This is a genomic window from Acinetobacter sp. YH12108, from assembly GCF_013419055.1.
Lineage (GTDB): Bacteria > Pseudomonadota > Gammaproteobacteria > Pseudomonadales > Moraxellaceae > Acinetobacter.
On record NZ_VPAW01000007.1, the window covers coordinates 68,651 to 91,279 of the forward strand.

General features: G+C 44.1%; 27 protein-coding genes and 1 pseudogene. 13 read left to right on the forward strand and 15 right to left on the reverse strand.

From position 1 onward, the window contains the following. Positions 1-26: 26 nt before the first annotated feature. Positions 27-818: an NRDE family protein gene (locus tag FTU46_RS06000; protein WP_180104550.1), complete on the reverse strand. Its 792-nt coding sequence runs from the start codon at positions 816-818 to the stop codon at positions 27-29. Between the two features lie 93 nt (positions 819-911). Between FTU46_RS06000 and lgt the strand changes: the two genes are divergently transcribed. From lgt to FTU46_RS06015, 3 genes and pseudogenes are all read left to right on the forward strand, one after another. After that, on the forward strand, positions 912-1,724 hold the full coding sequence (lgt, locus tag FTU46_RS06005; RefSeq protein ID WP_180104551.1) for a prolipoprotein diacylglyceryl transferase: 813 nt from the start codon (positions 912-914) through the stop codon (positions 1,722-1,724). Positions 1,725-1,813: 89 nt separating this feature from the next. Then, positions 1,814-2,206: pseudogene (locus tag FTU46_RS06010) on the forward strand (hypothetical protein). Continuing rightward, positions 2,199-2,585, forward strand: coding sequence for a hypothetical protein (locus FTU46_RS06015; RefSeq protein ID WP_180104552.1), 387 nt, complete (start codon positions 2,199-2,201; stop codon positions 2,583-2,585). The pseudogene FTU46_RS06010 and the gene FTU46_RS06015 overlap by 8 nt, the downstream one beginning before the upstream one ends. Before the next feature lie 49 nt (positions 2,586-2,634). Here the strand turns inward: FTU46_RS06015 and FTU46_RS06020 are convergent, their stop codons facing one another. Then, a complete protein-coding gene (locus FTU46_RS06020; RefSeq protein ID WP_159123612.1) occupies positions 2,635-3,180 on the reverse strand; it encodes a CHAP domain-containing protein in 546 nt (181 codons plus the stop codon). A 388-nt stretch (positions 3,181-3,568) separates the two neighbouring features. Between FTU46_RS06020 and FTU46_RS06025 the strand changes: the two genes are divergently transcribed. The 6 genes from FTU46_RS06025 to msrA all read left to right on the forward strand — a co-directional run bounded on the left by FTU46_RS06025 (position 3,569) and on the right by msrA (position 7,947). Then, entirely contained in the window at positions 3,569-4,060 is a 492-nt protein-coding gene (locus FTU46_RS06025; protein ID WP_180104553.1) for a lipocalin family protein, read from the forward strand. 172 nt (positions 4,061-4,232) lie between these two features. Continuing rightward, a complete protein-coding gene (thyA, locus tag FTU46_RS06030) occupies positions 4,233-5,075 on the forward strand; it encodes a thymidylate synthase (protein WP_180012673.1) in 843 nt (280 codons plus the stop codon). Positions 5,076-5,173: 98 nt separating this feature from the next. Beyond that, the gene (dfrA40, locus tag FTU46_RS06035) at positions 5,174-5,686 is read left to right on the forward strand and encodes a trimethoprim-resistant dihydrofolate reductase DfrA40 (RefSeq protein WP_179993111.1); all 513 of its coding nucleotides are present in this window, start codon (positions 5,174-5,176) and stop codon (positions 5,684-5,686) included. A 26-nt stretch (positions 5,687-5,712) separates the two neighbouring features. Beyond that, on the forward strand, positions 5,713-6,759 hold the full coding sequence (locus FTU46_RS06040) for a DUF4105 domain-containing protein (protein ID WP_004781909.1): 1,047 nt from the start codon (positions 5,713-5,715) through the stop codon (positions 6,757-6,759). A 103-nt stretch (positions 6,760-6,862) separates the two neighbouring features. Continuing rightward, the gene (locus FTU46_RS06045) at positions 6,863-7,324 is read left to right on the forward strand and encodes an META domain-containing protein (protein ID WP_004781908.1); all 462 of its coding nucleotides are present in this window, start codon (positions 6,863-6,865) and stop codon (positions 7,322-7,324) included. Positions 7,325-7,422: 98 nt separating this feature from the next. Next, positions 7,423-7,947, forward strand: a complete 525-nt coding sequence (gene msrA, locus FTU46_RS06050; RefSeq protein WP_004781907.1) for a peptide-methionine (S)-S-oxide reductase MsrA — start codon at positions 7,423-7,425, stop codon at positions 7,945-7,947. Between the two features lie 89 nt (positions 7,948-8,036). Here the strand turns inward: msrA and FTU46_RS06055 are convergent, their stop codons facing one another. From FTU46_RS06055 to FTU46_RS06075, 5 genes are all read right to left on the reverse strand, one after another. Next, positions 8,037-8,441: a biopolymer transporter ExbD gene (locus tag FTU46_RS06055; protein WP_159123616.1), complete on the reverse strand. Its 405-nt coding sequence runs from the start codon at positions 8,439-8,441 to the stop codon at positions 8,037-8,039. Then, the gene (locus FTU46_RS06060; protein ID WP_004781903.1) at positions 8,441-9,064 is read right to left on the reverse strand and encodes a MotA/TolQ/ExbB proton channel family protein; all 624 of its coding nucleotides are present in this window, start codon (positions 9,062-9,064) and stop codon (positions 8,441-8,443) included. The genes FTU46_RS06055 and FTU46_RS06060 overlap by 1 nt, the downstream gene beginning before the upstream one ends. A gap of 25 nt (positions 9,065-9,089) precedes the next feature. Continuing rightward, positions 9,090-9,866: a TonB-dependent receptor gene (locus FTU46_RS06065; protein WP_034702349.1), complete on the reverse strand. Its 777-nt coding sequence runs from the start codon at positions 9,864-9,866 to the stop codon at positions 9,090-9,092. A 193-nt stretch (positions 9,867-10,059) separates the two neighbouring features. Beyond that, positions 10,060-10,926 carry a formyltetrahydrofolate deformylase gene (gene purU, locus FTU46_RS06070; RefSeq protein WP_004781900.1) on the reverse strand — a complete coding sequence of 289 codons (867 nt, stop codon included), beginning with the start codon at positions 10,924-10,926 and terminating at the stop codon, positions 10,060-10,062. Positions 10,927-10,987: 61 nt separating this feature from the next. Continuing rightward, positions 10,988-11,707, reverse strand: a complete 720-nt coding sequence (locus tag FTU46_RS06075; protein ID WP_034580311.1) for a TetR/AcrR family transcriptional regulator — start codon at positions 11,705-11,707, stop codon at positions 10,988-10,990. Positions 11,708-11,822: 115 nt separating this feature from the next. Between FTU46_RS06075 and FTU46_RS06080 the strand changes: the two genes are divergently transcribed. From FTU46_RS06080 to FTU46_RS06095, 4 genes are all read left to right on the forward strand, one after another. Further along, positions 11,823-13,271 carry a coniferyl aldehyde dehydrogenase gene (locus FTU46_RS06080; RefSeq protein ID WP_180032011.1) on the forward strand — a complete coding sequence of 483 codons (1,449 nt, stop codon included), beginning with the start codon at positions 11,823-11,825 and terminating at the stop codon, positions 13,269-13,271. 165 nt (positions 13,272-13,436) lie between these two features. Continuing rightward, positions 13,437-13,673, forward strand: coding sequence for a 50S ribosomal protein L28 (gene rpmB / locus FTU46_RS06085; RefSeq protein ID WP_000048256.1), 237 nt, complete (start codon positions 13,437-13,439; stop codon positions 13,671-13,673). 16 nt (positions 13,674-13,689) lie between these two features. Further along, the gene (gene rpmG, locus FTU46_RS06090; RefSeq protein ID WP_001205031.1) at positions 13,690-13,845 is read left to right on the forward strand and encodes a 50S ribosomal protein L33; all 156 of its coding nucleotides are present in this window, start codon (positions 13,690-13,692) and stop codon (positions 13,843-13,845) included. Positions 13,846-13,998: 153 nt separating this feature from the next. Continuing rightward, positions 13,999-15,726 (forward strand): cation:proton antiporter, encoded by a 1,728-nt coding sequence (locus FTU46_RS06095; protein WP_159123619.1) that lies wholly within the window; start codon positions 13,999-14,001, stop codon positions 15,724-15,726. Between the two features lie 200 nt (positions 15,727-15,926). Here the strand turns inward: FTU46_RS06095 and FTU46_RS06100 are convergent, their stop codons facing one another. The 8 genes from FTU46_RS06100 to FTU46_RS06135 form a co-directional block, all read right to left on the reverse strand. After that, positions 15,927-16,205 (reverse strand): hypothetical protein, encoded by a 279-nt coding sequence (locus tag FTU46_RS06100; protein ID WP_004781893.1) that lies wholly within the window; start codon positions 16,203-16,205, stop codon positions 15,927-15,929. Positions 16,206-16,309: 104 nt separating this feature from the next. Then, on the reverse strand, positions 16,310-16,813 hold the full coding sequence (locus FTU46_RS06105; protein WP_159123620.1) for a DUF6586 family protein: 504 nt from the start codon (positions 16,811-16,813) through the stop codon (positions 16,310-16,312). Between the two features lie 209 nt (positions 16,814-17,022). Next, positions 17,023-17,274, reverse strand: a complete 252-nt coding sequence (locus FTU46_RS06110) for an RNA-binding protein (protein ID WP_004781890.1) — start codon at positions 17,272-17,274, stop codon at positions 17,023-17,025. Between the two features lie 83 nt (positions 17,275-17,357). Then, on the reverse strand, positions 17,358-19,346 hold the full coding sequence (locus tag FTU46_RS06115) for an ATP-dependent helicase (RefSeq protein WP_180104554.1): 1,989 nt from the start codon (positions 19,344-19,346) through the stop codon (positions 17,358-17,360). A gap of 289 nt (positions 19,347-19,635) precedes the next feature. Beyond that, a complete protein-coding gene (locus FTU46_RS06120) occupies positions 19,636-20,778 on the reverse strand; it encodes a glycerate kinase (protein ID WP_180104555.1) in 1,143 nt (380 codons plus the stop codon). A gap of 122 nt (positions 20,779-20,900) precedes the next feature. Next, positions 20,901-21,473 carry an HdeD family acid-resistance protein gene (locus FTU46_RS06125; protein ID WP_180104556.1) on the reverse strand — a complete coding sequence of 191 codons (573 nt, stop codon included), beginning with the start codon at positions 21,471-21,473 and terminating at the stop codon, positions 20,901-20,903. A gap of 125 nt (positions 21,474-21,598) precedes the next feature. Continuing rightward, positions 21,599-22,357 (reverse strand): hypothetical protein, encoded by a 759-nt coding sequence (locus FTU46_RS06130; RefSeq protein ID WP_180104557.1) that lies wholly within the window; start codon positions 22,355-22,357, stop codon positions 21,599-21,601. Positions 22,358-22,389: 32 nt separating this feature from the next. After that, positions 22,390-22,587: a hypothetical protein gene (locus tag FTU46_RS06135; protein WP_180104558.1), complete on the reverse strand. Its 198-nt coding sequence runs from the start codon at positions 22,585-22,587 to the stop codon at positions 22,390-22,392. Between the last annotated feature and the right edge of the window lie 42 nt (positions 22,588-22,629).

A 22,629-nucleotide genomic window follows, 5' to 3' on the forward strand; every position in this document is an offset into this window, starting at 1 on the left:
CAACTTCAAAACAAGGCTGACCTAGGTCAGCCTTGTTTTTTGTCCAATGGAATAATTTTTTCAATCACCTGTCCTACATTTTCACCCTGCTGGGACTTTTCCAGCCATTGCCAATGCTGCTGATGCAATCTTAGAAAATTGGAACAACGTGTGCCGTAGACCGGACTTTGAATAAATGTAGATGATAGGAGTTCTTCCATCTCCTCGTTAATTCCGGTTTTGGGCAATAGTGCCGGAATCACTTTACGCTCATCTTCCAGAATATCCCAGGCAGCATGATATATATCCGCTTGTGGAATGTTGTTCTGTTGAAGCATCGGCAGAAGCTCCTGAGTAAAGCGCTTGCGCAAATGCCTGGTCTTTTGCCAGTCTTCGCTCATTAGGCCATTTGAGACTACATATACCCCATGTGCCAGTACTTGTGGCGCCTCACCACGATTACTCATATAGACGGCTTGATCACGATCACCGACAAACAGGTTAAAGCCCGCATAATCACATTGACGTTTTTCCAACTCTTGAGCAAACCGGATAGGTTTCAATTCAGATTCCAGAAAATGCTGAATGATATGTCCACGTGAAGTTGGGTAGTTATTCTTGTCATTACCATCCCTGAAATTGGTAATCACTGCCCATCGTCCTGAAGCAGTTATACCCATCCAGGTACCGCCAGACTGCAGATCCTGCCCGGCAATAATCGGACTGTTCTCCCATTCATATAATGCCTGGGTTGGACGTTGATAGAACTCATCACGATTTGAAATCAGACATAAAGGCGTTTCATCCAGAACTCGCCAAGCCAGTGCCACAATACACATAATTGATGCTCTCGATCTTTACACATTGAATGTACAACAATTTTCTTCGCTTTCAGCTAAAATCTGTGCAAAACAGAATCACAAGGAACAGGAATGCTCACCTATCCAAACATAGATCCCGTTGCAATTTCGCTCGGGCCTTTGCAAGTCCACTGGTATGGACTGATGTATCTCTTGGCTTTTTTATTTGCCTGGGGACTGGCGACTTATCGCGCTAAACAACGCGGCTGGACACCAGATATGGTCTCGGATCTGATTTTCTTTGGGGCTTTGGGTGTGATCATCGGCGGCCGGGTCGGTTACGTTTTATTCTACGGTTTTTCTCAGTTTTTGGAAAATCCACTCTGGCTGTTCCAGATCTGGACCGGTGGCATGAGTTTCCACGGCGGCTTCCTCGGCGTAATCTTGGCGATGTTATGGTGGTGCAAGAAATATAAGATGGCCTGGTTCCAGACGCTGGACTTTATTGCACCCTGCGTTCCTACAGGCCTGATGTTTGGCCGGATCGGTAACTTTATTGGCGGAGAGCTTTATGGCCGTCAGGTGACTGATCCAAACTTTGCTTTAGGCATGATTTTCCCAACCGATCCGCTGCAACTGGTACGTCATCCCTCACAACTGTATCAGGCGCTCTGTGAAGGCCTGATTCTGTTTATTGTACTGTGGTGGTTCAGTAGCAAGCCACGTCCACGTATGGCAGTTTCTGCGGTATTCCTGACCGGCTATGGTCTGGCCCGTTTTATCGTCGAGTTCTTCCGTGAACCGGATAATGGTCAGCTATTTATTGGCTGGATGAGTAAAGGACAATTCCTGAGCCTGCCAATGATCCTGATTGGTCTGTGGATGCTGTGGTATGCCTATCAGAAGAAAATTTATGACTGGGGTCCACAGAAAAATAACGTATAATTTTCATAAATATTGCGAGGCATCTGCCTCGCTTTTTTATATGTAAAATATGCTAAAGTGCTTTTTATCTTTTCTGTTCCTACATCATCATGCTTGAGTTCTGGTTTAATCCGCAGGTGTCGATCCTGAAAAAATTGCTGTTCTTTGTTGTGATTGCTGCAATTGCCGTAGGTCTGTACTGGATGGAACCTTTGCCTTTAGATGCCATCCTGATGTTTGCCGGTACCGGAATTATTTTTCTGATTTGTCGTTACTGTAAAATTCATTTCGCAGCAAAAAATCCGACTGGCCTGTTCTATCGTGTCCTGACCTGGATTCCGATTGCCTTATTAATCAGCCTGATTTTTATGAACATGAAACAGGGTTAAATCTTGCTGCCAGGCGCTCAGGGAATTGCCTTTATGGCTTTGGCAATCTGCCTGTTTTCGCCTCTGTCTTTGCTTAATCAGAACAAGCCGGATTCAGGTTCACCACATGCTTGAATTCTGGTATTCCGAACACTGCAATCGTCAGCTCAAGCTCATCATTATTATTACGGTATGTATCGTAATTTACATAGCATCGACTGCAACGAAACTGGGTTCGATATTTGTTGGAATCAGTCTGGCGATTGGAATGCTGATGCACGTCTTGCGTGAATTCAGATTAAAGCTTTCTCCTGAAAATCCTTATGCCGAAGGTTTTCGTGCTTTAACGATGGCGATTCCGATTGTGGCAGTAATTAGCCTGATCGGTTATTTACCCAAAACAGGTGAGATCGGGGAAACTGTAGCGCTAGGTCTACAATGCTTGGGCTTTGTGGCGATTGGACTGTTTATCGTGTCGATTTATAATCAACGTGCGAAACGCTTCGAAGATTGAACCATTTCGCGACTTTCATTTTTAAGTTCTGAAATTTTCAGCGTCTGATTTAAAGATATGAATCCAGACGGTAATACGTATATTTCACATCGGAATTACGATAGACCGCATAGCCATTCTGTTTAAAATCAGAAACCCAGGCTGAACCAGAATACGCTGCAATATGACCATACTGATGCTGTGAAGTCCGGTCGATAATATAGATATCACCTTTTTTCGGACGGTCAAAAGACAGGTTGATTTTTCGATAGCCCAATTGCTGCAGGGTGTTGCCCCAGTCAGCTGCGGCAACAGGATGATTCACAATTTTTGCGCCTGAAGACTGCAATCCGACGCGAATACTGCGTGCACATTTCTGTGTACTGGTACTGCGGGTAATGCCTTGCAGGTAGCTGGTGAATTTTTCAATATCGAAACGCTGGCCGTTCATTGCACCGAAAGTCTTGCGAGATTCAGAGTTTTTGTTACGAGCTGACGCAGAGGTATAGCGCTGAGGCTGACGTTTGGAATTTTGTCCCGATTGGGAACGAATTATGACGTTCGCTTGAACAGGAGCATGCACTTCGCTCATATTCACTTGATGATCATAAATCATATTGGACCAAGTACTCCTCGCCTGTAAGTTTGGCTTTCAAATCTTCAACACGCGGTGAATACTAGACGGTTAAATGTTACTTTTCACGTTAAAAATGTAAATATATTTTTCCGCATTTATTTAATTTTACTTAACTTGTTATTTCTTTTAGATTTATAAAATTTACAATTTTCACAAAAAAGTTATAAATTCACTACTTTTCAAATTAATTAGCAGTTCTGCTCAGACTATTTCTAAATCAATATTTGAGCGCCTTTCTGACTAAATCTGTAATTTTACTCACGATAATAAAGTCAACATTTCACTACAGGATTACATCATTCCGGCTAACAACTCTCGTATTAGGCTGATTTAGTAAATTTAAATTGAGATGATGAGGAAGAAAAATATGAGTCATGATGTAAAGACTATTTTAAATTTCAATTTAGAACAATATTTAGGGATCTGGTACGAAATTGCCCGTCTGCCTATGAAACACCAACCTGAAGACAGTACTGATATTTCCGCAGCCTACAGCCTGAATGAAAATGGCACAGTCCGCATCCAGAACCGTTGTCTGGATGGTGCGGGCAAACTGGATGAATCTATTGGGGAAGCCACTATTGTTGATGCAGAACATGGCAAACTGGAAGTCAGTTTCTTGCCTGAAGGTTTGCGCTGGGTACCTTTTACCAAAGGGGATTACTGGATTCTCAAACTGGATGACAAGTATGAGACCGCCTTGGTCGGTGAGCCAAATATGAAATATTTATGGCTCCTGCATCGTAAGCCGACACTGGACGAAACGACCAAACAGGAATATCTGGCCTATGCTGAATCGCTGGGTTATGACCTGTCCGATCTGATCCATACGGTACATACCGGTAAGCCAACGGCTTAAAAAAAGATAATAAAAAAGCATCCATCATGGGTGCTTTTTTATGCCCTTTTCTCTCATGTTTAATCATTTTCACTGCTATGCGGAAGTACTCAAAAAAAATGTTATGATGAGCGCAATTTTAAATTGCCCAATTCAAAGAAAAGCAATTTGCAACAGATTTTAAGAGAGACCTATGCGCCAATATCTTGACCTTTTACAACATATCCTCGACAACGGCGGCGATAAAGGCGACCGTACCGGCACAGGTACACGCTCGGTATTTGGTCATCAGATGCGCTTTGATCTTTCCAAGGGCTTCCCTTTACTCACCACTAAAAAAGTTCATTTCCGTTCGATCGTGATTGAACTGCTGTGGTTCCTGAAAGGCGATACCCATGTAAAGTATCTTCAGGATAATAAAGTGACCATCTGGGATGAATGGGCAACTGCGGAACAGACCGCGCGTTTTGGTCGTCCAGAAGGTGAACTCGGTCCAGTCTACGGCCATCAGTGGCGTAATTTTGGTGCTACTCAAAATACGGATGGCAGCTACAATCAGGATGGTTTTGACCAGATCAAATGGCTGATCAATGAGATCAAGACCAATCCGAATTCACGCCGTCTGATTGTATCTGGCTGGAATCCGAATGAAGCGAGTCAGGTGGCTTTACCGCCTTGCCATACCCTGTTCCAGTTCTTTGTATATAATGGCAAATTGTCTTGCCAGCTTTATCAACGTAGTGCTGATGTATTTCTTGGCGTTCCATTTAATATTGCCAGCTATGCCCTATTGACACATATGATTGCACAGGTGTGTGATCTGGATGTAGGTGATTTTGTCTGGACAGGTGGTGATACGCATTTATATGCCAATCACTTTGAACAGGCTAAACTTCAACTCAGTCGTGAGCCTTTAGGCCTGTGCCAGTTAAAACTGAATCCTGAAGTTAAAGACCTGTTTGATTTCAAATTTGAAGATATTGAAATAGTGGGTTATGAATCACATCCAGGAATTAAAGCACCAGTTGCAGTTTAATTCCCGTTAAACCCCGGAAAATATTCAAATCCCACTTTGCTTAAAGTGGGATTTTGCATTTTAATAGCAATAATTTTTATCTGTTTTTGAGTATGGGTATGGCATTTCAGGATTTAGAAGTCGTTCATGTCGTGGCAATGGATCAGCAGCGCTGTATTGGTAAGGACAATGACCTGCCTTGGCATATCTCAGCAGATCTCAAACACTTTAAGGAAATCACCCAAGGTGGCGTGATTGTCATGGGCCGTAAAACGCTTGAGTCGATGGGCCGTGCATTGCCTAAACGTGTGAACTGGGTGATTACCCGTGATCCTGACTGGTCTTTTGAAGGCGTTAAGGTCGCGCATACGATTGAAGATGCCTTAACTCAAGCCGTGGCCGATGTGCAGACTTCAGAAAAACCGAATGCTATTTTTATTATTGGCGGTGGTGAAATCTTTAAACAGACTCTGGAGATCGCTGATCGTCTGGAACTGACCCATGTTGAACTGGATGTGCAAGGTCACGCCTACTATCCGGAAATTCCGGCCCAGTTCAAAAAAGTTGCATCAGAACAACATATCGATGACAAAACCGGTATTGCATTTGAGTTCGCAACATACAGAAAATAAAGCCTATTTTCTATAAAAGATTGAACATGCAAGGACAAGACCATTCAGAAAAGCATTGGAGCCTGTGGTTATTAGGGAGTCTGTTTAGTGTATTTGTCCTGTGTTCAAGTCTTTGGCTGAGCCTGATGCTCTGGGTGCAACAACCCTTGGGCAAAATTGGCAGCATCATTCTGATCGGTCTCTGGCTTCTATTTGCCTGTGTGGTCTTGGGCATTTATTTCACCAAGCATCTGATTTCCCGCCAGGTGGATACAGTGCTTTATCTGCTAGCCTTTCTGGTCAGCTTACTGGCTTATTTAAGCATAGAACCTCGTCAGGATCGTGACTGGAATCCTGAAGTTTCCCGACTGCTCTCCTATGAGCAGCAAGGCAATCAAGTCACCTTGCACAATATCCGTAATTTTGACTGGCAAGCAGAGGGTCAATATACCGAACGCTGGGAAAGCCGGAGTTTTGATCTAAACGACATTACCGGGGTAAACATTATTACCTCTTACTGGATGGGACCTAAAATTGCCCATACGCTGGTCAGTTTTGATTTTGCCAATCAGAAACCGCTCGCCTTCTCGATCGAAATTCGCAAAGAAAAGGATGAGAAATTTTCTGCTATTGGTGGCTTCTTCCGAAAATATGAACTGAGTTTGGTCGCCTCAGATGAGAAAGATATTGTATATACGCGTAGCAATATTCGTGGTGAGCAGGTTTACTTTTTTCCGGTCAAAATGCCGCAAGCAGAAGCTCAGGCCCTATTTAAAGAATATCTGCGTAAGGCTGATGAACTGGCCAAAGAACCTAAATGGTATAACACCTTGAGCAGTAACTGCACGACGCTGGTCTTTGATATGGCTCAGGCAGTATCTCAACAACAGCTTCCTTCAGATTACCGCTTGCTGGCTTCTGGGTATTTACCTGATTATTTATATGATTTAAAAGCGCTAGATCAACGCTGGGATATACAAACCTGGTATCAGCGTGCACACGTTAATCCACGAGTTAGAGATACCGGTCAGATTTCCAGTCAGGAGTATTCACAACGCCTGCGTCAGGGCCTACCTGAGCCGAGTTCCAGATAATCTTCTAAGTTATCCAACTTAAAGAAAGATACAAAATCAACTGGCATATATTGCATTTTTTTGTTTATATACAAATAGCTAACTCAGAATTAGAGTCTCTCTCATGCTAAAAAAATTAACAGCAATCATGATTTTAGGTTCAGTCTTTGCTATATCAGGTTGTGAAACCGTACCGAGTACTTCATCAGTCAAAACTGAAAATAATTTACAGCTCCTGCAAAATCGCACCTGGATTGTGAACCAGATTGGTAATACCGAAATTACTACAACACCGACAACACGCAATATTCCAAGTCTGCAATTCGATGCAGCGACTCAACGCGTGTCTGGCGCAGATGGCTGTAACCGTATAATGGGCAGCTACACTGCCGGCAAAGACACCCTTAACTTAAGCCAGATGGCGAGTACCGAAATGGCTTGTCTGGATAATGCAGGTCTGGATCAGAAATTTAAGGAGGCACTGAGCAAAGTGACTCATTATCAGGTCTATGGTAAAACCCTGAAATTAATGGACCGTCATGGCAATTTACTCATTCAGTTAGAAAGTGCAGTACAGCCTCGCTAAGTTTTGACTACAAAAAACCTGTGTCGTGCAGGCTTTATATCTTTCATACTCATATGAACATTCAATAATCAGCACTCTACAATGATGAGGACTTAACCATGCAACAAGCACTATTTGGTGGTGGATGCTTTTGGTGTACCGAAGCAGTATTTTTACAGCTTCAGGGCGTACAGAAGGTCGTCAGCGGCTATGCGGGTGGACAAAATCCTAATCCGACCTATGAGCAAGTCTGCGGCGGTGATACCAATCATGCCGAAGTGATCCTGATCGATTTCGATGAAAATCAGATTACGTATAGTCAGTTGCTCGAAGTCTTTTTCGCAACCCATGATCCAACGACATTAAACCGTCAGGGCAATGATGTCGGCACGCAGTATCGTTCTGTGATTTATTATTTTAATGATGAGCAGAAAGAAACTGCACAGCTCACAATAGACTCATTGAAAGCTGAAGGATTGAATATTGTGACTGAACTTAGCCCTGCACCGACTTTCTACCCTGCTGAAGAATATCACCAGAATTTCTTTGCCAAGAATCCGAATCAGGGCTACTGTAATTTCGCGATTCCGCCCAAGCTGAACAAATTACAACATAAGTTTATGACGCTGCTCAAAACTCATTAATCTGGATGCGGCTTGATCAAATGCCCTCTTAAATTAAGGTAATAAAAAAGCGACTGAGATCAGTCGCTTTTTTCATTGAGAGTAAAAAATTAGTTATCAGTTGCAAAGGCAATATCGCTGAGTCCGGCTCCACTCGCGCGTGACATCACTTGAGCAACGGTGTCATAACGTGATTCTTTATCTGCTTTCAATACGATGGTCGGTTGACGCTGTGCCTGGCTCGCCTCATTGAAACGGGTTTCAAGTTGTTCCAAGGTCAGCACATCGCCGTTCCATGCTACATCACCTTTCGCATTGATGCTGATGGTGACATTTTCCGGTGGCAGGTCAATAATTTCTGCAGTGGTTTGCGGCAAAGTTAATGGAATTGATGGGTTCGCAACGGTCGCTGTCACCAGAAAGATGATCATCAATACCAACATAATGTCGATCAGGGGAATGAGATTCATCTCATTCATGCCTGTATCGTTGTCTTCACCCAATTGAAAAGCCATTAAGCTTGACCTCCAACTAAACTGTCTTGTGCTACTTTTGCATCAGCCTTCTTTGCAGAAGAATCCTGTTGCAACATGGTATCAATCAATAAGCTATGCGCATGGTCTTGCAGTTCATTGCTTAAAGTACGGTTAACACGTACACAGATGTTATATGCAAGTACCGCAGGAATCGCCACAGCCAGACCCAGACCGGTCATGATCAGCGCTTCACCCACTGGAGTGGCTACTTGTGCCAAACCTGCCTGACCACTCTTACCCACGGCAACCAGTGCGTGGAAGATCCCCCATACTGTACCGAACAGACCGACAAAGGGTGAAATTGAAGCGATGGTACCCAAGACAGATACACCTTTTTCCGCATTACCTTTTTCTAATGCGATCTGACGCAATAAAGCTTGCTCAGCTACAGCTTTACGTTGTTCAAATGCCAAAGGAGTCATTTTATTTTTCAATTGCCCTAATGCTTTAGATAATTGAGCATAGGCAATCTGTTTAAGTTGGCGAGTGCCCATCAAACGCAGCACAAAAATGGTCCATGTCGCAATCGACATTGCCAATAACACGAAATACAGTGTTTTACTGACTGCATCAGCGTGTTGCCAATAAACTGAAAAGTTCATATTCGAACTCCTAATGGGTTAGCCGTTATTTGGTAATCTGAAAATCGAAAGGCTGTTCCACACGGGTTGGATAAGCCACACCATTTTCAACATATTTGGTCAGTTGTGCACGACGTACTGCTGATTCGACTTTGCGCGTAACGGCCGGACTACAACTTGAATTTCGTGCGGTCGCAGAGACCACTTTCCCCTGCTCATTTGCAGATACATCTACCACTAGCGAACAGGCTGATTTTAACTCTCCTGCCGAGAGCGACACTTTTGGTGCACGCTGCCACGATACGCCGCCGCCAATTGCAACACTTTTCGGTGCTGGCGGTGCAGGTGGAGCCGGCGGTGCGACAGGTGCTGGTGGCGCAACCGGTGCAGGCGCAGGTGCCACTTTTTTAGTTTCAGTCACGACCGCAGGAACCACTGGACTTGGTGCCGGTTTGGTTTCAACTGGCGGTGCAGTAACAGGTTTAGGCGTTTCTGCTTTTTTCACCTGCTCAATTTTTTCTACTTTTTTGGGTGGCGGTGGCAGCGGTTTTTCTACAATTTTAACTTCTTTCGGCTTTGGTGGCTCTTGTTTAGGCTCTGGCGGCTTTGGCTTCGGTGGTAAAGGTTTTGGGGCTTCCTGAAGTTTGACGAAACGAACCTTTAAAGGTTCTTTATCGACCTGTTTCAGTTCAGGTGCTTCCATCTGGCTGACTGCCCATAAAAGACCCACGTGTCCAACCAGAACCGCCGCCAGAATAGAAACGACTTTCTTTTTCATCTGATTTGACGGTGGTGGTGTCATGGGAGCAGCAACTTGACTCATTAAATCTATTTACCTCGAAGAGATGATGTGAAACAAACTATCAAGCTCATCGGTTAGCACAATTAAAGTACGCCAATAATAAATGAGAAGTGTTTTCATTTGCAACTACTAATCCCACTTTTCTCCATTATTTTTGTTTCAAACAAAAAAGGCATACTTAAAGTATGCCTTTTTTAAACCGAGATGCAAGCGCTTATTGGAACACGACAGTTTTATTGCCGTCGACAATGACACGGTCTTCCAGATGCCATCTCACTGCACGTGCCAGTACATTACGTTCAACGTCCTGACCCAGTTCACGCAGCTGTTCCACAGTAAAGTCATGGTTCACACGCTCTACATCCTGCTCGATGATTGGACCCTGATCCAGATCGGCTGTCACATAGTGTGCAGTTGCACCGATCAGTTTTACACCTTTGTCATAAGCTTGTTTGTATGGATTGGCGCCCACGAATGCTGGCAGGAATGAATGATGAATATTGATCACTTTCATTTCCCATTTACTTACGAATTCTTCATCCAGAATCTGCATATAACGGGCTAATACCAGCAGATCGTTACCCTGCATCAGTTCATCAATCTGTGCATAGGCCTCACGTTTGTTCTCTTTGGTCACCGGAACCACTTCAAACGGAATACCAAAGTTTTCTACTGATTCACGTAGAGTCTCATGGTTAGATACCACTTTAGTAATTTCACATGGCAGACCGCCGCGTGCATGACGCCATAACAGCTCTAGCAACGCATGGTCGACTTTAGAAACCAGAATACCGACCTTTTTCACATCACTGACCAGTGCCAGACGCCAGTGCATGCCATAGCGCTCTGCAACATTGCCAGCAAAAGTCTGCAACAGGCTTTCTTTACGGCTTTGCAGATTGTCCAGTTCAAACTCAACACGCATGAAGTAACGTCCGCCCTGCGCTGCTGTCGCGTATTGATCAAGCGCCGTAATGTTGGCACCCTGATGATACAAGAAGCTTGAAACAGCCTGCACGATGCCTGGCTTGTCTTCACAAGTAATCAATAAACGTGCGGTATTAGCAGTCGTCATATTCATGTTGGTTAAGGTCACTAATTAGTTAAATTAAAAAAATAAGCCGAGTATTCTAACGCGTTTCTTAGATATTCTGAATAGTTTGTTCAGATTCAGGCGGTTTAGGCGACGACAGACTGGCAAACAGCTCTGAGGAACCGAACGAGTTAAGTAAGCTTTCATACGTCTGACGGCTTTCACCACGCAGATAAGCACCTTCCAGGAACACCATCTGACGCAGTGCTTGCCAGACCCATTTTTCTTCCAGAGTGTTGGAATCGGTAATATGTCCCGACATATACAGGAAGTTGGTCCAGTTGGTCAGTACGATCCAGAGGTTAATGATCAGCGCTTCAATTTCTGAATCGGTCATTTCCATCAGGCCGGCATTTACGAAGGCTTTATAAATTTTTTGTCCCTGCTGCATAACCTGTCCGGCAAAACGCGGATAAAGCTTGCGGAAATCTTCGTTATTTTCGACCAGATGGTATACGTCACGGTGCAGAAAACGATAAGCCCAAAGCTGACTGCTCAGTACCTGAAAATAATGAATCTTGTCATTGGCATCCAGAGCACGGTCTTCCGGAAGTGCCAGCATCTCCAGCGTCTGATGCTGATACTGCTCCATCAGTTCCTTGATAATTTCATTTTTATTACGGAAGTGATAATACAGATTACCCGGACTCATGCCGAGTTCAGCAGCAATATGGTTGGTGGTTACAGATCGTTCGCCACGTTCATTAAACAACTGCAAGCTGAGCTGTAAGATACGCTCTTTGGTTTTTAACGTTTTGGTTTGGGACATCCTAAAATAACCATTCAGTTCATGCATTAGTAAGGCTAACACACAAAGTAACTTGACTAATTAGAGTATTTGCTCTAAAAATTAATTAATCGATTTTGAATAATGGTAGTGCGGCATGAACAGTCACACAAAAACAACTTCAATGACACCACATTTTCTTGATAGCCAGCACCTCAATGAAATTCTGGCTCAACAAAAACACGCCTACTTACGCTACCCACTGCCGACTGCAAAGGAACGTATCGATCGTTTAGCTCGGCTTAAGCGTATCTTAGTTAAGTATCAAGATCAATTTGCCGATGCAATTAATCAGGACTATGGTAACCGCTCTGTCGGAGAAACCAAAATTGGCGAGTTACTGACTTGTCTTGAACATATTAAATATTACAGCAAAAACCTGACCAGCTGGATGAAACCATCCAAGCGTCATGTCGGTATTATTCACCAGCCGGCAAAAGCCTGGGTACAGTATCAACCTCTGGGCGTGATCGGCATCATCGCACCGTGGAACTACCCTTTATTATTATCCATCGGCCCTCTGATCTGTGCGTTGGCTGCGGGTAACCATGCCATGATCAAGATTTCCAGTTCATCGGCTGCTTTTGGCAAGGTATTGGAAAAAGCCTTAGCTGAAGCCTTTCCTAAAGAACTGGTTGCCGTGGTGAATGGTGGCGGTACGGTGTCTGATGCCTTCTGCCGACTGGCTTTTGACAAGATGATTTTTACTGGTTCAACGGCTGTGGGTAAAACCGTGATGGCGGCAGCTGCGGAAAATCTGGTACCTGTGATTCTGGAACTGGGTGGCAAATCCCCTGTACTGGTGCATCCATCGATTGACCTGCGTGATGTGGCTCAGCGTATTGCCGTGGGCAAGCTCTGGAATGCGGGTCAAACCTGCGTGGCACCGGATTATATGTTCCTGCCGCGTGGCAAAACTGCCGAGTTTATCGATCATTTTAAAGCCTGTGTCGAAAGCATGTATCCGGACATCAGCCATAATCAGGATTACACCTCGATTATCAATGACAAGCAGTACAATCGTTTGCAAGGTTATCTGGATGATGCCCGTGAGCAAGGCGCGCAGATTATTGAAATCAATCCACGTAATGAATCGCCAGCAGACCTGCGTAAAATTGCACCGACCATCGTGACCAATGTCATGCCAAGCATGCAGATCATGCAGCATGAAATCTTTGGGCCACTCCTGCCGATCATGGAATATGATCAAATTGACGACGTTATCGACTTTATTAATAGCCGTCCGCGTCCACTTGCATTATACTATTTCGACTTTGATCAGGCGCGTGCTGATTATGTCGCACAGCGTACCCATTCAGGGCATTTCGGGCAAAATACTGTATTAACCCATGTCGCACAGGATGACCTGCCATTTGGTGGTGTCGGTGCTTCCGGTATGGGTAAATATCATGGGCCAGAAGGCTTCTTCAGTTTGTCGCATGAACGGTCAGTAATGTCGAATCCTAAGCTGTATAGCTTGAAATACATTCTGCCTCCGTTTAATAAGCCGATCCATAAGCTGATTTCGAAGACACTTCTTCGATAAATGATCAAGGCATGAGCTATCACACGGGCTCATGCTTCGTTTTAGACAAAATCGCTTGTCTTTTAAGCGCATTTTTGATATAAAACGCCCCTTGAATGAATTCAATCCGTTTATTTTTGACTGGCCATACAGATTTGCTGTTGGCTAAATCAATGGAGTTACACCATGTCTAAGGTTTGCCAAGTTACCGGCAAGCGTCCAGTCGTTGGTAACAACGTCTCACACGCCAACAACAAAACTAAGCGCCGGTTCGAGCCGAACCTGCACCACCACCGTTTCTGGTTAGAAAGCGAAAAACGTTTTGTACGTCTTCGTTTAACCACTAAAGGTATGCGTATTATCGACAAATTGGGCATTGAAAAGGTTGTTGCTGACCTTCGTGCTCAAGGTCAAAAGATCTAAGTAAGGAGTCAGGACAATGCGTGATAAGATTCGCTTAGTTTCTTCAGCTGGTACAGGTTATTTCTATACCACTACTAAGAACAAACGTACTATGCCGGAAAAAATGGAAATCAAAAAATTTGATCCAAAAATCCGTCAACACGTAATCTTCAAAGAAGCTAAAATCAAATAATTTTAGTTTTTTGAAAAAAGCGACCTTCCCGGTCGTTTTTTTTTGCATTTTTTTTATGCGGCTTGATAAACTTTCTGTTTCTTCTGGCATTTTCTGTGCTTATTTCCCATAAAAAACTGAAATTTCATAAAATTTATTTTAAAGGAGTGTTTAGTGCCACATGACGTAGAGCTCATTATCCTGTTAGCTGTCGGTTTTGGCTTGGCCCTGGTTTTTGGCTATATCGCTGCACGTCTACGCCTTCCCCCACTGATTGGTTATCTGGTTGCCGGGATTCTGATTAGCCCGAACACCCCAGGCGTGGTTGGAGATGTGCATCTGGCGAACCAGCTGGCCGAACTTGGCGTCATGTTCCTGATGTTTGGTGTCGGGATGCACTTTTCTCTGAATGACCTGATGCAGGTCAGGCGTATTGCCTTGCCGGGTGCAGTCTTGCAGATTGCAGTCGCGACACTGCTCGGGGTCGGGGTCTCCATGCTCTGGGGCTGGAATTTTGGCTCTGCCCTGATCTTTGGCTTAAGCCTGTCCTGTGCCAGTACCGTCGTGCTTCTCAAAGCCCTAGGGGATCGTGGCCTGCTCGAATCCATTAACGGGAAAATTGCAGTCGGCTGGCTTCTGGTTGAAGATCTGGTTATGGTTCTGGCACTGGTATTATTACCCGCAACTGCAGTACTTCTCGGTGGTCAGGCACTGGAAGGCAGTAGTAGCGATCAGAATGTCTGGATCACCTTAGGCATTACCTTGCTCAAAGTAGCCGGCTTTATTGCTTTCATGCTGATTATTGGTAAACGTTTAGTGCCAATGATCATGCAGGTGGTGGCACGTTTAGGCTCACGTGAGCTATTTACCTTAACCGTCGTAGCTGCAGCCGTATCGATTGCCTTTGGGGCTTATAAGGTCTTTGGCGTATCCATGGCACTCGGTGCGTTCTTTGCCGGGATGGTAGTGAAAGAGTCTGACTTCAGCCACCGTGCCGAAGAAGAAACCTTACCGCTGCGTGAAATCTTCTCGATTCTGTTCTTTGTGTCCGTCGGTATGCTGTTTGATCCGCGTATCCTGATGGATCAGCCACTTCATGTGTTGGCGGTGCTCGGTATTATCATGATTGGTAAAACCATCGCAGCGATGGCACTGGTGCTGTTCTTCCGCTACCCAATCAATACGGCACTCACCGTCGGTGCATCTCTGGCACAAATCGGTGAATTCTCTTTTATTCTGGCCGCACTTGGTGTATCGCTAAATCTATTGTCACTCGATGGACAAAACCTGATTCTAGCGGGTGCCCTGATTTCGATTACCCTGAACTCGTTTATTTTCTCAGCAGTAGAACCGGTACAAAAATGGATCCGCGAACGTTCGTCTCTGGCGCGCTTATTGGAGCGTAGTGGTGATCCGCTTGCCATGCTACCGGATGAGGTCTCGCAGGACTATCTGCGTGATCAGGTGGTGATTGTGGGTCATGGTGAAGTCGGTCGTCGAATTACCTTATCTCTAATGGAGCAAGATATTAAGGTAGTCATTGCCGAAGAAAACCGTGAGATCGTAGAGAACTTGCGTAAAAAAGGCATTGCGGCAGTTTCTGGTGTCGCAACTGAACCGGGTGTGTTGATTCAGGCTCACATTCAGCATGCACGTCTATTGGTGATCTCACCGATGGATATTATTGATATCCATAAAATCGTGGATATTGCCAAGACCCTAAACCCTGCTATTCAGATCCTGCTATGTGCGGAAAGCAAGGAAGAAGCCGAAGTGATTCGCCGTGACAATATTGGCGAGGTGTACTATGCCAAAGAGGAAATGGCGAGAAATATGAGCAATCATATTTTGAACCAGATCGAGATTGCGCATAACCATCCGCCTACGCATTATTCAGGCTGATTTCTTAAAGAAGTTGTCAGAATTGGCAACTTCTTTTTTTTGATTGAACTGGAATTTATCAGATCGCTGAACCATAAAATTTCAAATTGCGTCTCTAATCTAACCGACTTAATTTTTCTCTTATTCTCTATTTTTTTCATTTGATAAAAACAAAAAAAGCACACTTCAAGTATGCTTTTCTGCTCGCCAGGGTAGGCAATTCAGCTCATATATTTTGGCTCTTCATCCACAACTTCAGCTTGCCATTCATTGACCTGCTGTTCCAGCAAACCATATAAAGCGGCCTGAATCATGTGTTGTGCAATCACAGGCGTTTGATCACCCAACAGGGCTTTGACCTCGTCATTAAACTGAATCATGACTAATGGCTGTTTTTTTGAGCCCGCATTTCGTAATGCCAACGCGCCACCTTCAAGTTGAACGAGTTCCAAAATCGCGTCTTGATTACCAAATAAATCTTTCAACTGTTCTATAGACATATATCCTCCATGTTCAACATGGTGGCAAAGAGCGATTGCACTTTGCATCATTAGAGTAATTGATATAGGGTTAATAATCGCAATTTCAAGTACAGCTGATCAGATTAAAATTCAACCATCTCATTACGAAAACCATCAATAAGCTGCGTCAGGTCACGATGCCATTCTCGTAATATAGCAGTATCAGGTAACCAGGCTTGTGGTGTCTGTGTGACTTTAATGATGAGATTTGAAGAAGTTTCGTCTTCGGGTTGTGGCGAACTTGGCTCTGGCGCATATTGGCAGAGACGGTAAGCACGTTTCAGTTCAGCAAGAAAACCATCTTTGGATAAATGCTGTAATACGGTCACTTCAGGTGATACCTGCCCCTTAGCCGCCATAAGCTCTTCAATCGATTTCAGCGTCGGGCTCAGGTCATTCAGACGGTAATAGCGTACCAGTTCCTGCAAAAAGGCCAGCAGCGCCCCATGCAGATGGAATACGGCAGCTTCACGATGAGCTTGTGCCTGCTGCACATGATCAGTCTGTTCAGCCTGCTGACAGGCCATACGGGCGAAATAAAGTTTTTGATTGGTACGGTCCGCATGATAGCGAGCAACTCGTGTCATCGAGATTTCCTAAGCATTAAAACAAATTTTGGCTCTTATAAAGTAAAACGTCCGCTCGCATTACGCAATGTAAGATTGTCTACGCTGTCGATCTATTCTGCATGATCTTGATACTTCAGACTGCTGATATTAACCCTTCAGTAAAAATCTAGGCCTTTTTAAAGGCAAAAAAAAGAGCATCATACATGCTCTTTTTTATCAGCTGTTATTTAAGCCTGTGGCTTTTCTTCAGCTTGCTTCACACGAATCCCCTGACCATGCAGGCGCAGTGTATTTAAACCTTTAATCGCTTTAACAGCTTCACGGCCATGTGGCATTTCTACAAAGGCAAAACCTTTAGACTTGCCTGTTTCTGCATCCATGACCAGCGTACAAGACTCAACAGTACCATATTGCTGAAACAGGGTCAGCAATTCAGCTTCTGTTACAGTGCGCGCCAAGTTACGAACTAAAATTTTCATCGGATAACCTTAAGAAGATAGGCAAAAATAATCAAAAAGCACGTGCCTACTCTACTTTTTGCGTCAAACCCAGAAGGGATAGTTTAATCGAGATCAATCCCAAAATCTAAATTAATCGACTGGCGCTCAATTAAAGCACTTTTCACAGTCTGTTGACGGGTTTTGTAATGAGTTTCTGTGACACATAAATTGCGGGTCAAATCATTGAGAAAATAGCTTTCAATTTTACGCCCCTGCTCATCTACCGTTTCACGCGCCCAGTGATTCAGGTTTTGCTTGGTCAGAATCAGTTCATTCTGTGCACGAGTCAGCGCCACATACAATACACGCCGCTCTTCCTCGACATCATCAAAATCCCCTTGCGCCCGTGCATGCGGATATTGTCCCGGCGTAACATTAGCCACATAACAGACTTTCTGTTCCGTACCCTTGGCCGAGTGAATGGTAATGAGGGTCACCACATCCGTATCCGACTGGCGTTCAATTTCGGAAATAGAGACCGGATCAAGCACATACTCTTCCAGAAACTCACTCACTTGAGCATGCTTGGAAGCCAGCTGTTTTACCAATTCAAAATCTCCCTGACGGCGATTCCAGTCTTTTTTATAGTTCTCGGCCAATTGTGCTTCAATGGCTTGGACTGCCAGACCAACACAGGCCTGTACTTCGGTTTTGAGTACCGCCATTTGCTTCATAATCAGAATGGTTTCCAGTGGAATCTTGCCAAATTTTTTTAGCTTGTCGGCAATGATATCCATCTCTGGCTCAGCTAAAAGCTGCTGAGACAGCTTACTCGCCCCGACATCACCCACACCATTCCATAAGGTCAAAAAGCGCATCCAGGCAATATCATCCAGAGGATTCGCCACCACACGCAACAGGCTGAGCAGATCTTTCACATGCGCAGTTTCTAACAGTTTCATCCCGCCGATGAATCGATACGGAACATTGGCCGCGATACAAGCTGCTTCAATATGTCGCGCTGCATAACTGGAACGTACCAGCACCATGTGATCGGACCATTTGCTGCCTTGCAAGTAATGCCGCTCTTTTATATCAATCGCGATCCATTTCGCTTCATCAAACTCATTCGGGAAAATATGCATCTTTGGCTTGATGCCTTCACCGCGATGCGCATCCAGACGCTTGTCATATTTGATTTCGGACTGATCCAGCAGCCAGTTAGATAGATCCAGAATTTCCTGAGTTGAGCGGTAATTTTTTTCTAGTTTAAAAATTTTTGCATCCGGTACCCGTTCCTTGAAATGGTGAATATTTTCAAAATTAGCACCACGGAAACCATAAATCGACTGTGCATCATCGCCAACACAAAACAGACTGATCTGATCTTTTAGCGGTTCCAGCAATGCCCATTGCAATGGATTAGTATCCTGCATTTCATCCACCAGCATATGCCGACAAATTGAGGACACATATTCCACTAGCCCTTCAGACTGTGCCAAAGCAGTCGCCACCACAGCGAGGATATCATCATAATCCAGAAAGCTACGCGCACACTTACGCGCTTCATATTCCTTCATAATGTCGGCAATCTGGTCTTTGAGTGCCAGATATTCTGGCATCTGCTTTTCCAAAGCCAGACTCAGTTTCTGCCGGGTATTCCGCGCAAAGGAATATAAATCACAGAGTTCCTGTGGCTTCGGCAAGTAATTTGGATTTTTCTTGTCATCACGCCCACGAATCAGGCGGAACATCATCAGCTGATCATCACGGTCAATAATTGAAAACTGTTCCAGTCCAAAAGCCTTTGGAATCCGGCGCAGCAGATACATACAGAAGGTATGAAACGTTGATGCACGTAAGCCTTTGGCCTGTTCACCGAGTGCCAGTTCCACCCGTGCCACGATTTCACTCGCCGCACGACGTGTAAAGGTCAGAATCTGAATTTGATTCGCTGGTACGCCTTGATCAATCAGATAAGCTGCACGTGCCACGATAGTTTTGGTCTTGCCACAGCCTGCCCCAGCCAAAACCAAACTGTGCTTTGCTTCTGTTGTCGCAGCTTGCTTTTGTTGCGGATTTAATTCATCTATCAGGGAGGCTAAACTCATGGTCACTCATCAATTTGTGGATAGGTGTAGTTTAACAGATCACTCTTATTATAGCTTTGAGCTGCTCTGGAACAGGGCGAACTTTTATTCTTAATGAGCTATAGGGTTGACGGCATGGATGCCTTCCGCTGGATTGAGGTATAGGGATATACCCTAAATCCAGCAAAGGATTTTTGTTACCTTACAAACTCAAAATATATTTTGAGGCTTCTCATCCCTGAAAAGTAAAATCTGCTTACGCGTTTATATTTGTCTTTTTATAAAGCTTTTGCGGCAATGACCATCTTACTCAAACACCCTGTTCCTTAATATTTTGAACAGTTTGAACAACCGCTTTTTCCAGATTGATTTCTGCATTCTTTAAGGCTTCTTCCAATAAATAATCTGGTAGATTAATCCCGACAATCTGACTAAAACCAACCTGATACAGTGACTCAATCCCCTCACCGACCAAACCTGCAAACGCAATTACCGGTTTATTTAATTGCTGGGCGACCTGAGCCACACCAAATGGTGTTTTTCCTAAAGCAGTCTGATGATCAATCTTGCCCTCGCCAGTGAAAACATAATCTACATTCGCAATTTTTTGTGCCAGTTTATTCTGTTCCATAATTAACGCTACACCGGATTGCAGCTTTGCTCCTGCAAACGCCATCAACCCAAAACCTAACCCACCGGCTGCCCCTGCGCCGGGAAGGTTTTTAGAAGAAATACCTAAACCTGCTTCAACCAGATCAGCAAAATGACTCAGGTTCCGATCCAGTTGTTGCACCATTTCCGATGTTGCACCTTTCTGCGGCCCAAAGATCGCTGAAGCACCATTCGACCCACAGAGCGGATTATTCACATCTGAAGCGATCAAGATTTCCGTATTGTTTAAACGAGCATCGAGTTGGGAAAAATCAATTTGATCAATCTGATCCAGATTACCACCGCAGACCTGAATTGATTCTCCTGCAGTATTTAAGAATCGGACTCCCAAAGCCTGAGCCATACCGGCACCACCGTCATTGGTAACACTACCACCGAGCCCAATAATGATTTTCTTTACACCAAGATCCAGTGCTTGCTTGATCATTTCACCCGTCCCATAGGTTGAAGTCAGCATAGGATTACGCCGAGCAACTTCGAGCAGATGAATCCCGTTTGCCTTGGCCATTTCAATCACTACGGTCTGACCAGCATCAACCAAGCCAAAGTAAGTTTCGATCGACTGACTGGCTAATGGCCCGGTGACTCGGCACGTTACTCGTTCACCCTTTAGGCTTGAGATTAATGCATCTACAGTTCCCTCACCACCATCTGCCATAGGCACAGTAATACAATTTGCATCCGGAAAGACCTGCAAAATACCACGCTGCATCGCCTGACAGGCCTGCTCGGCAGTCATACTTTCCTTAAAAGAATCTGGCGCTAGAACAAAGGTTTTCATGAATATGATCGGCCGCGTGATAGGTTATATACTAATTTGAAATGCATACCCATCTTACAGCCAAAGCTGAACATGCCAATAAAAAAGAGCGCTCATTGCACTCTTTTTTATACTGGTATTACTTAAATATCTGCGGAGCTTTTTGGCACACGATGCTTGATATAGGAAGCTAAAGTCAGATAGTTAATCCCTTGGAACAAAATATCGATTGCCAGAAAAGCACCTAGAACCCAGAACGGTGCATTCGGTGACAATAGAATCAGGATACCTGTAGCTAAAGTCAAAATCCCGGAAAATAAAGTCCAGCCCCAGCCGCGGAATGCTTTAAAGATAAAAGCATTCAAGATGCGAATTATCCCCGCCACGATCAAAGCAATCGCAAGCAGATGGGTCAGTACAATCGCAGTTTTCGCTGGCGTGCTAAAGGCATAATAGCCCGCAATAAAATAGATGATACCGAATAGCAGCCAGAGCCAACGAAATGCCCCATCGAAGATTTTAATCCCGGCGATCAGATGAACTCCCCCACCTATCATCATCAGGATACCAAACAGGAATACTACGGATAAGGTGGCAAAAGGCAGTGATGCTAACAGTACGATTCCAAATAACACTAATAAGGTACCTAGGCCTAAATACCATTTACGGTTTTCATGCAATTGATGCCGAACCAGATCATTTCCAACAGTCTTCATATTCTTCTCAAATTATTAGCTATGACTTTGATTATGCTCTTAAATCATGGATAAATTTGTTAAAAATTCACTGAGTTTATTTATAAAAATAGTAAGTTATGCCGGTTTATTCAGCACTTCGTTAATTATTTTTTCCAGCCAATTTCAATCGCCGTGATTTCATTAATCAGGGTCTGATTTAAAGATTCCGGCATTTTACTGGTGCTTTGCGATACTGGGATGTACCCTGCCATCAGCTCAGCTTTGGTTTGGGGAAATAAAGGCTGCTGATTCGGATTGGCATAACCCACGGGGTATATCGGCTGGCCTGTGGCGAGATCATATTTATCTGAAGCGCCAAAGGCATGCAGTAATTCATGCACCAGCACAATCTTATTCTGGTCAGACTGTCTGCTTGAAGCAAATAGATTGACTGAACCAATTCGGCCTTTTTGCAGAGCCGTTGAATGTTTTAATTGCTGGGTGTGTGCAGGATCATAATAATTTAAAAAGAGCGTAACATTCGATGAAGGATCTGAACCTTGCTGCTGTTGCCAGGCATAGAAACGGAATTTCAGACTCCATAAAATATTGCCAAGTAAGGAGGCCTGCTCCGGCACTTTAGGCGGCAATTCTTTAAGTTCACGCCCCAGATTAAAATAAAAATAAGTGGGCTGTCCACGGTACTGCTGGGCCGCTTTTTCCAGATATTCTTGTGTTCCTTTTAGATCCTGAGCAGACAATTGCTGGATATATTGCTGTGTGGTCGCCAATCCATCTGCATTGATCGGATGCAACAGAACAAAGATTGGTTTGTTCCAGTCCTGATTCTGATCTCGATAAGCATTTACTGCCACCACAAACAAAATCATCAATAAAATCAGGATTCGGATTTTTTTCCACATATGAACATGCCAATAGAGAGTTAATTTAAATGTTATTTTTGTTTCGTTTTTTGATCTTCAGAGCGCAGATATAAAACACAGCTCAAAGTAACCAGCGACATAATAATCACCAGAATCATCAGCATTCCCCGATCCATAGGAATACCCATTTCATTAATCTTTCCAAGCATGAAATACAGGATAGATCCTAATCCGATACTTAAGAACAGGAATTTATCTAGCCAAGTCATGCATGATTCCTATTTTAATCTTTTATTATTTAACGCCTAGAA

Excerpts from the sequence above, each read along its gene's own strand:
- FTU46_RS06000 (WP_180104550.1), bottom strand. The coding sequence starts at position 818 with ATGTGTATTGTGGCACTGGCTTGGCGAGTTCTGGATGAAACGCCTTTA.
- lgt (WP_180104551.1), top strand. The coding sequence starts at position 912 with ATGCTCACCTATCCAAACATAGATCCCGTTGCAATTTCGCTCGGGCCT.
- FTU46_RS06015 (WP_180104552.1), top strand. The coding sequence starts at position 2,199 with ATGCTTGAATTCTGGTATTCCGAACACTGCAATCGTCAGCTCAAGCTC.
- FTU46_RS06020 (WP_159123612.1), bottom strand. The coding sequence starts at position 3,180 with ATGATTTATGATCATCAAGTGAATATGAGCGAAGTGCATGCTCCTGTT.
- FTU46_RS06025 (WP_180104553.1), top strand. The coding sequence starts at position 3,569 with ATGAGTCATGATGTAAAGACTATTTTAAATTTCAATTTAGAACAATAT.
- thyA (WP_180012673.1), top strand. The coding sequence starts at position 4,233 with ATGCGCCAATATCTTGACCTTTTACAACATATCCTCGACAACGGCGGC.
- dfrA40 (WP_179993111.1), top strand. The coding sequence starts at position 5,174 with ATGGCATTTCAGGATTTAGAAGTCGTTCATGTCGTGGCAATGGATCAG.
- FTU46_RS06040 (WP_004781909.1), top strand. The coding sequence starts at position 5,713 with ATGCAAGGACAAGACCATTCAGAAAAGCATTGGAGCCTGTGGTTATTA.
- FTU46_RS06045 (WP_004781908.1), top strand. The coding sequence starts at position 6,863 with ATGCTAAAAAAATTAACAGCAATCATGATTTTAGGTTCAGTCTTTGCT.
- msrA (WP_004781907.1), top strand. The coding sequence starts at position 7,423 with ATGCAACAAGCACTATTTGGTGGTGGATGCTTTTGGTGTACCGAAGCA.
- FTU46_RS06055 (WP_159123616.1), bottom strand. The coding sequence starts at position 8,441 with ATGGCTTTTCAATTGGGTGAAGACAACGATACAGGCATGAATGAGATG.
- FTU46_RS06060 (WP_004781903.1), bottom strand. The coding sequence starts at position 9,064 with ATGAACTTTTCAGTTTATTGGCAACACGCTGATGCAGTCAGTAAAACA.
- FTU46_RS06065 (WP_034702349.1), bottom strand. The coding sequence starts at position 9,866 with ATGAGTCAAGTTGCTGCTCCCATGACACCACCACCGTCAAATCAGATG.
- purU (WP_004781900.1), bottom strand. The coding sequence starts at position 10,926 with ATGAATATGACGACTGCTAATACCGCACGTTTATTGATTACTTGTGAA.
- FTU46_RS06075 (WP_034580311.1), bottom strand. The coding sequence starts at position 11,707 with ATGTCCCAAACCAAAACGTTAAAAACCAAAGAGCGTATCTTACAGCTC.
- FTU46_RS06080 (WP_180032011.1), top strand. The coding sequence starts at position 11,823 with ATGAACAGTCACACAAAAACAACTTCAATGACACCACATTTTCTTGAT.
- rpmB (WP_000048256.1), top strand. The coding sequence starts at position 13,437 with ATGTCTAAGGTTTGCCAAGTTACCGGCAAGCGTCCAGTCGTTGGTAAC.
- rpmG (WP_001205031.1), top strand. The coding sequence starts at position 13,690 with ATGCGTGATAAGATTCGCTTAGTTTCTTCAGCTGGTACAGGTTATTTC.
- FTU46_RS06100 (WP_004781893.1), bottom strand. The coding sequence starts at position 16,205 with ATGTCTATAGAACAGTTGAAAGATTTATTTGGTAATCAAGACGCGATT.
- FTU46_RS06105 (WP_159123620.1), bottom strand. The coding sequence starts at position 16,813 with ATGACACGAGTTGCTCGCTATCATGCGGACCGTACCAATCAAAAACTT.
- FTU46_RS06110 (WP_004781890.1), bottom strand. The coding sequence starts at position 17,274 with ATGAAAATTTTAGTTCGTAACTTGGCGCGCACTGTAACAGAAGCTGAA.
- FTU46_RS06115 (WP_180104554.1), bottom strand. The coding sequence starts at position 19,346 with ATGAGTTTAGCCTCCCTGATAGATGAATTAAATCCGCAACAAAAGCAA.
- FTU46_RS06120 (WP_180104555.1), bottom strand. The coding sequence starts at position 20,778 with ATGAAAACCTTTGTTCTAGCGCCAGATTCTTTTAAGGAAAGTATGACT.
- FTU46_RS06125 (WP_180104556.1), bottom strand. The coding sequence starts at position 21,473 with ATGAAGACTGTTGGAAATGATCTGGTTCGGCATCAATTGCATGAAAAC.
- FTU46_RS06130 (WP_180104557.1), bottom strand. The coding sequence starts at position 22,357 with ATGTGGAAAAAAATCCGAATCCTGATTTTATTGATGATTTTGTTTGTG.
- FTU46_RS06135 (WP_180104558.1), bottom strand. The coding sequence starts at position 22,587 with ATGACTTGGCTAGATAAATTCCTGTTCTTAAGTATCGGATTAGGATCT.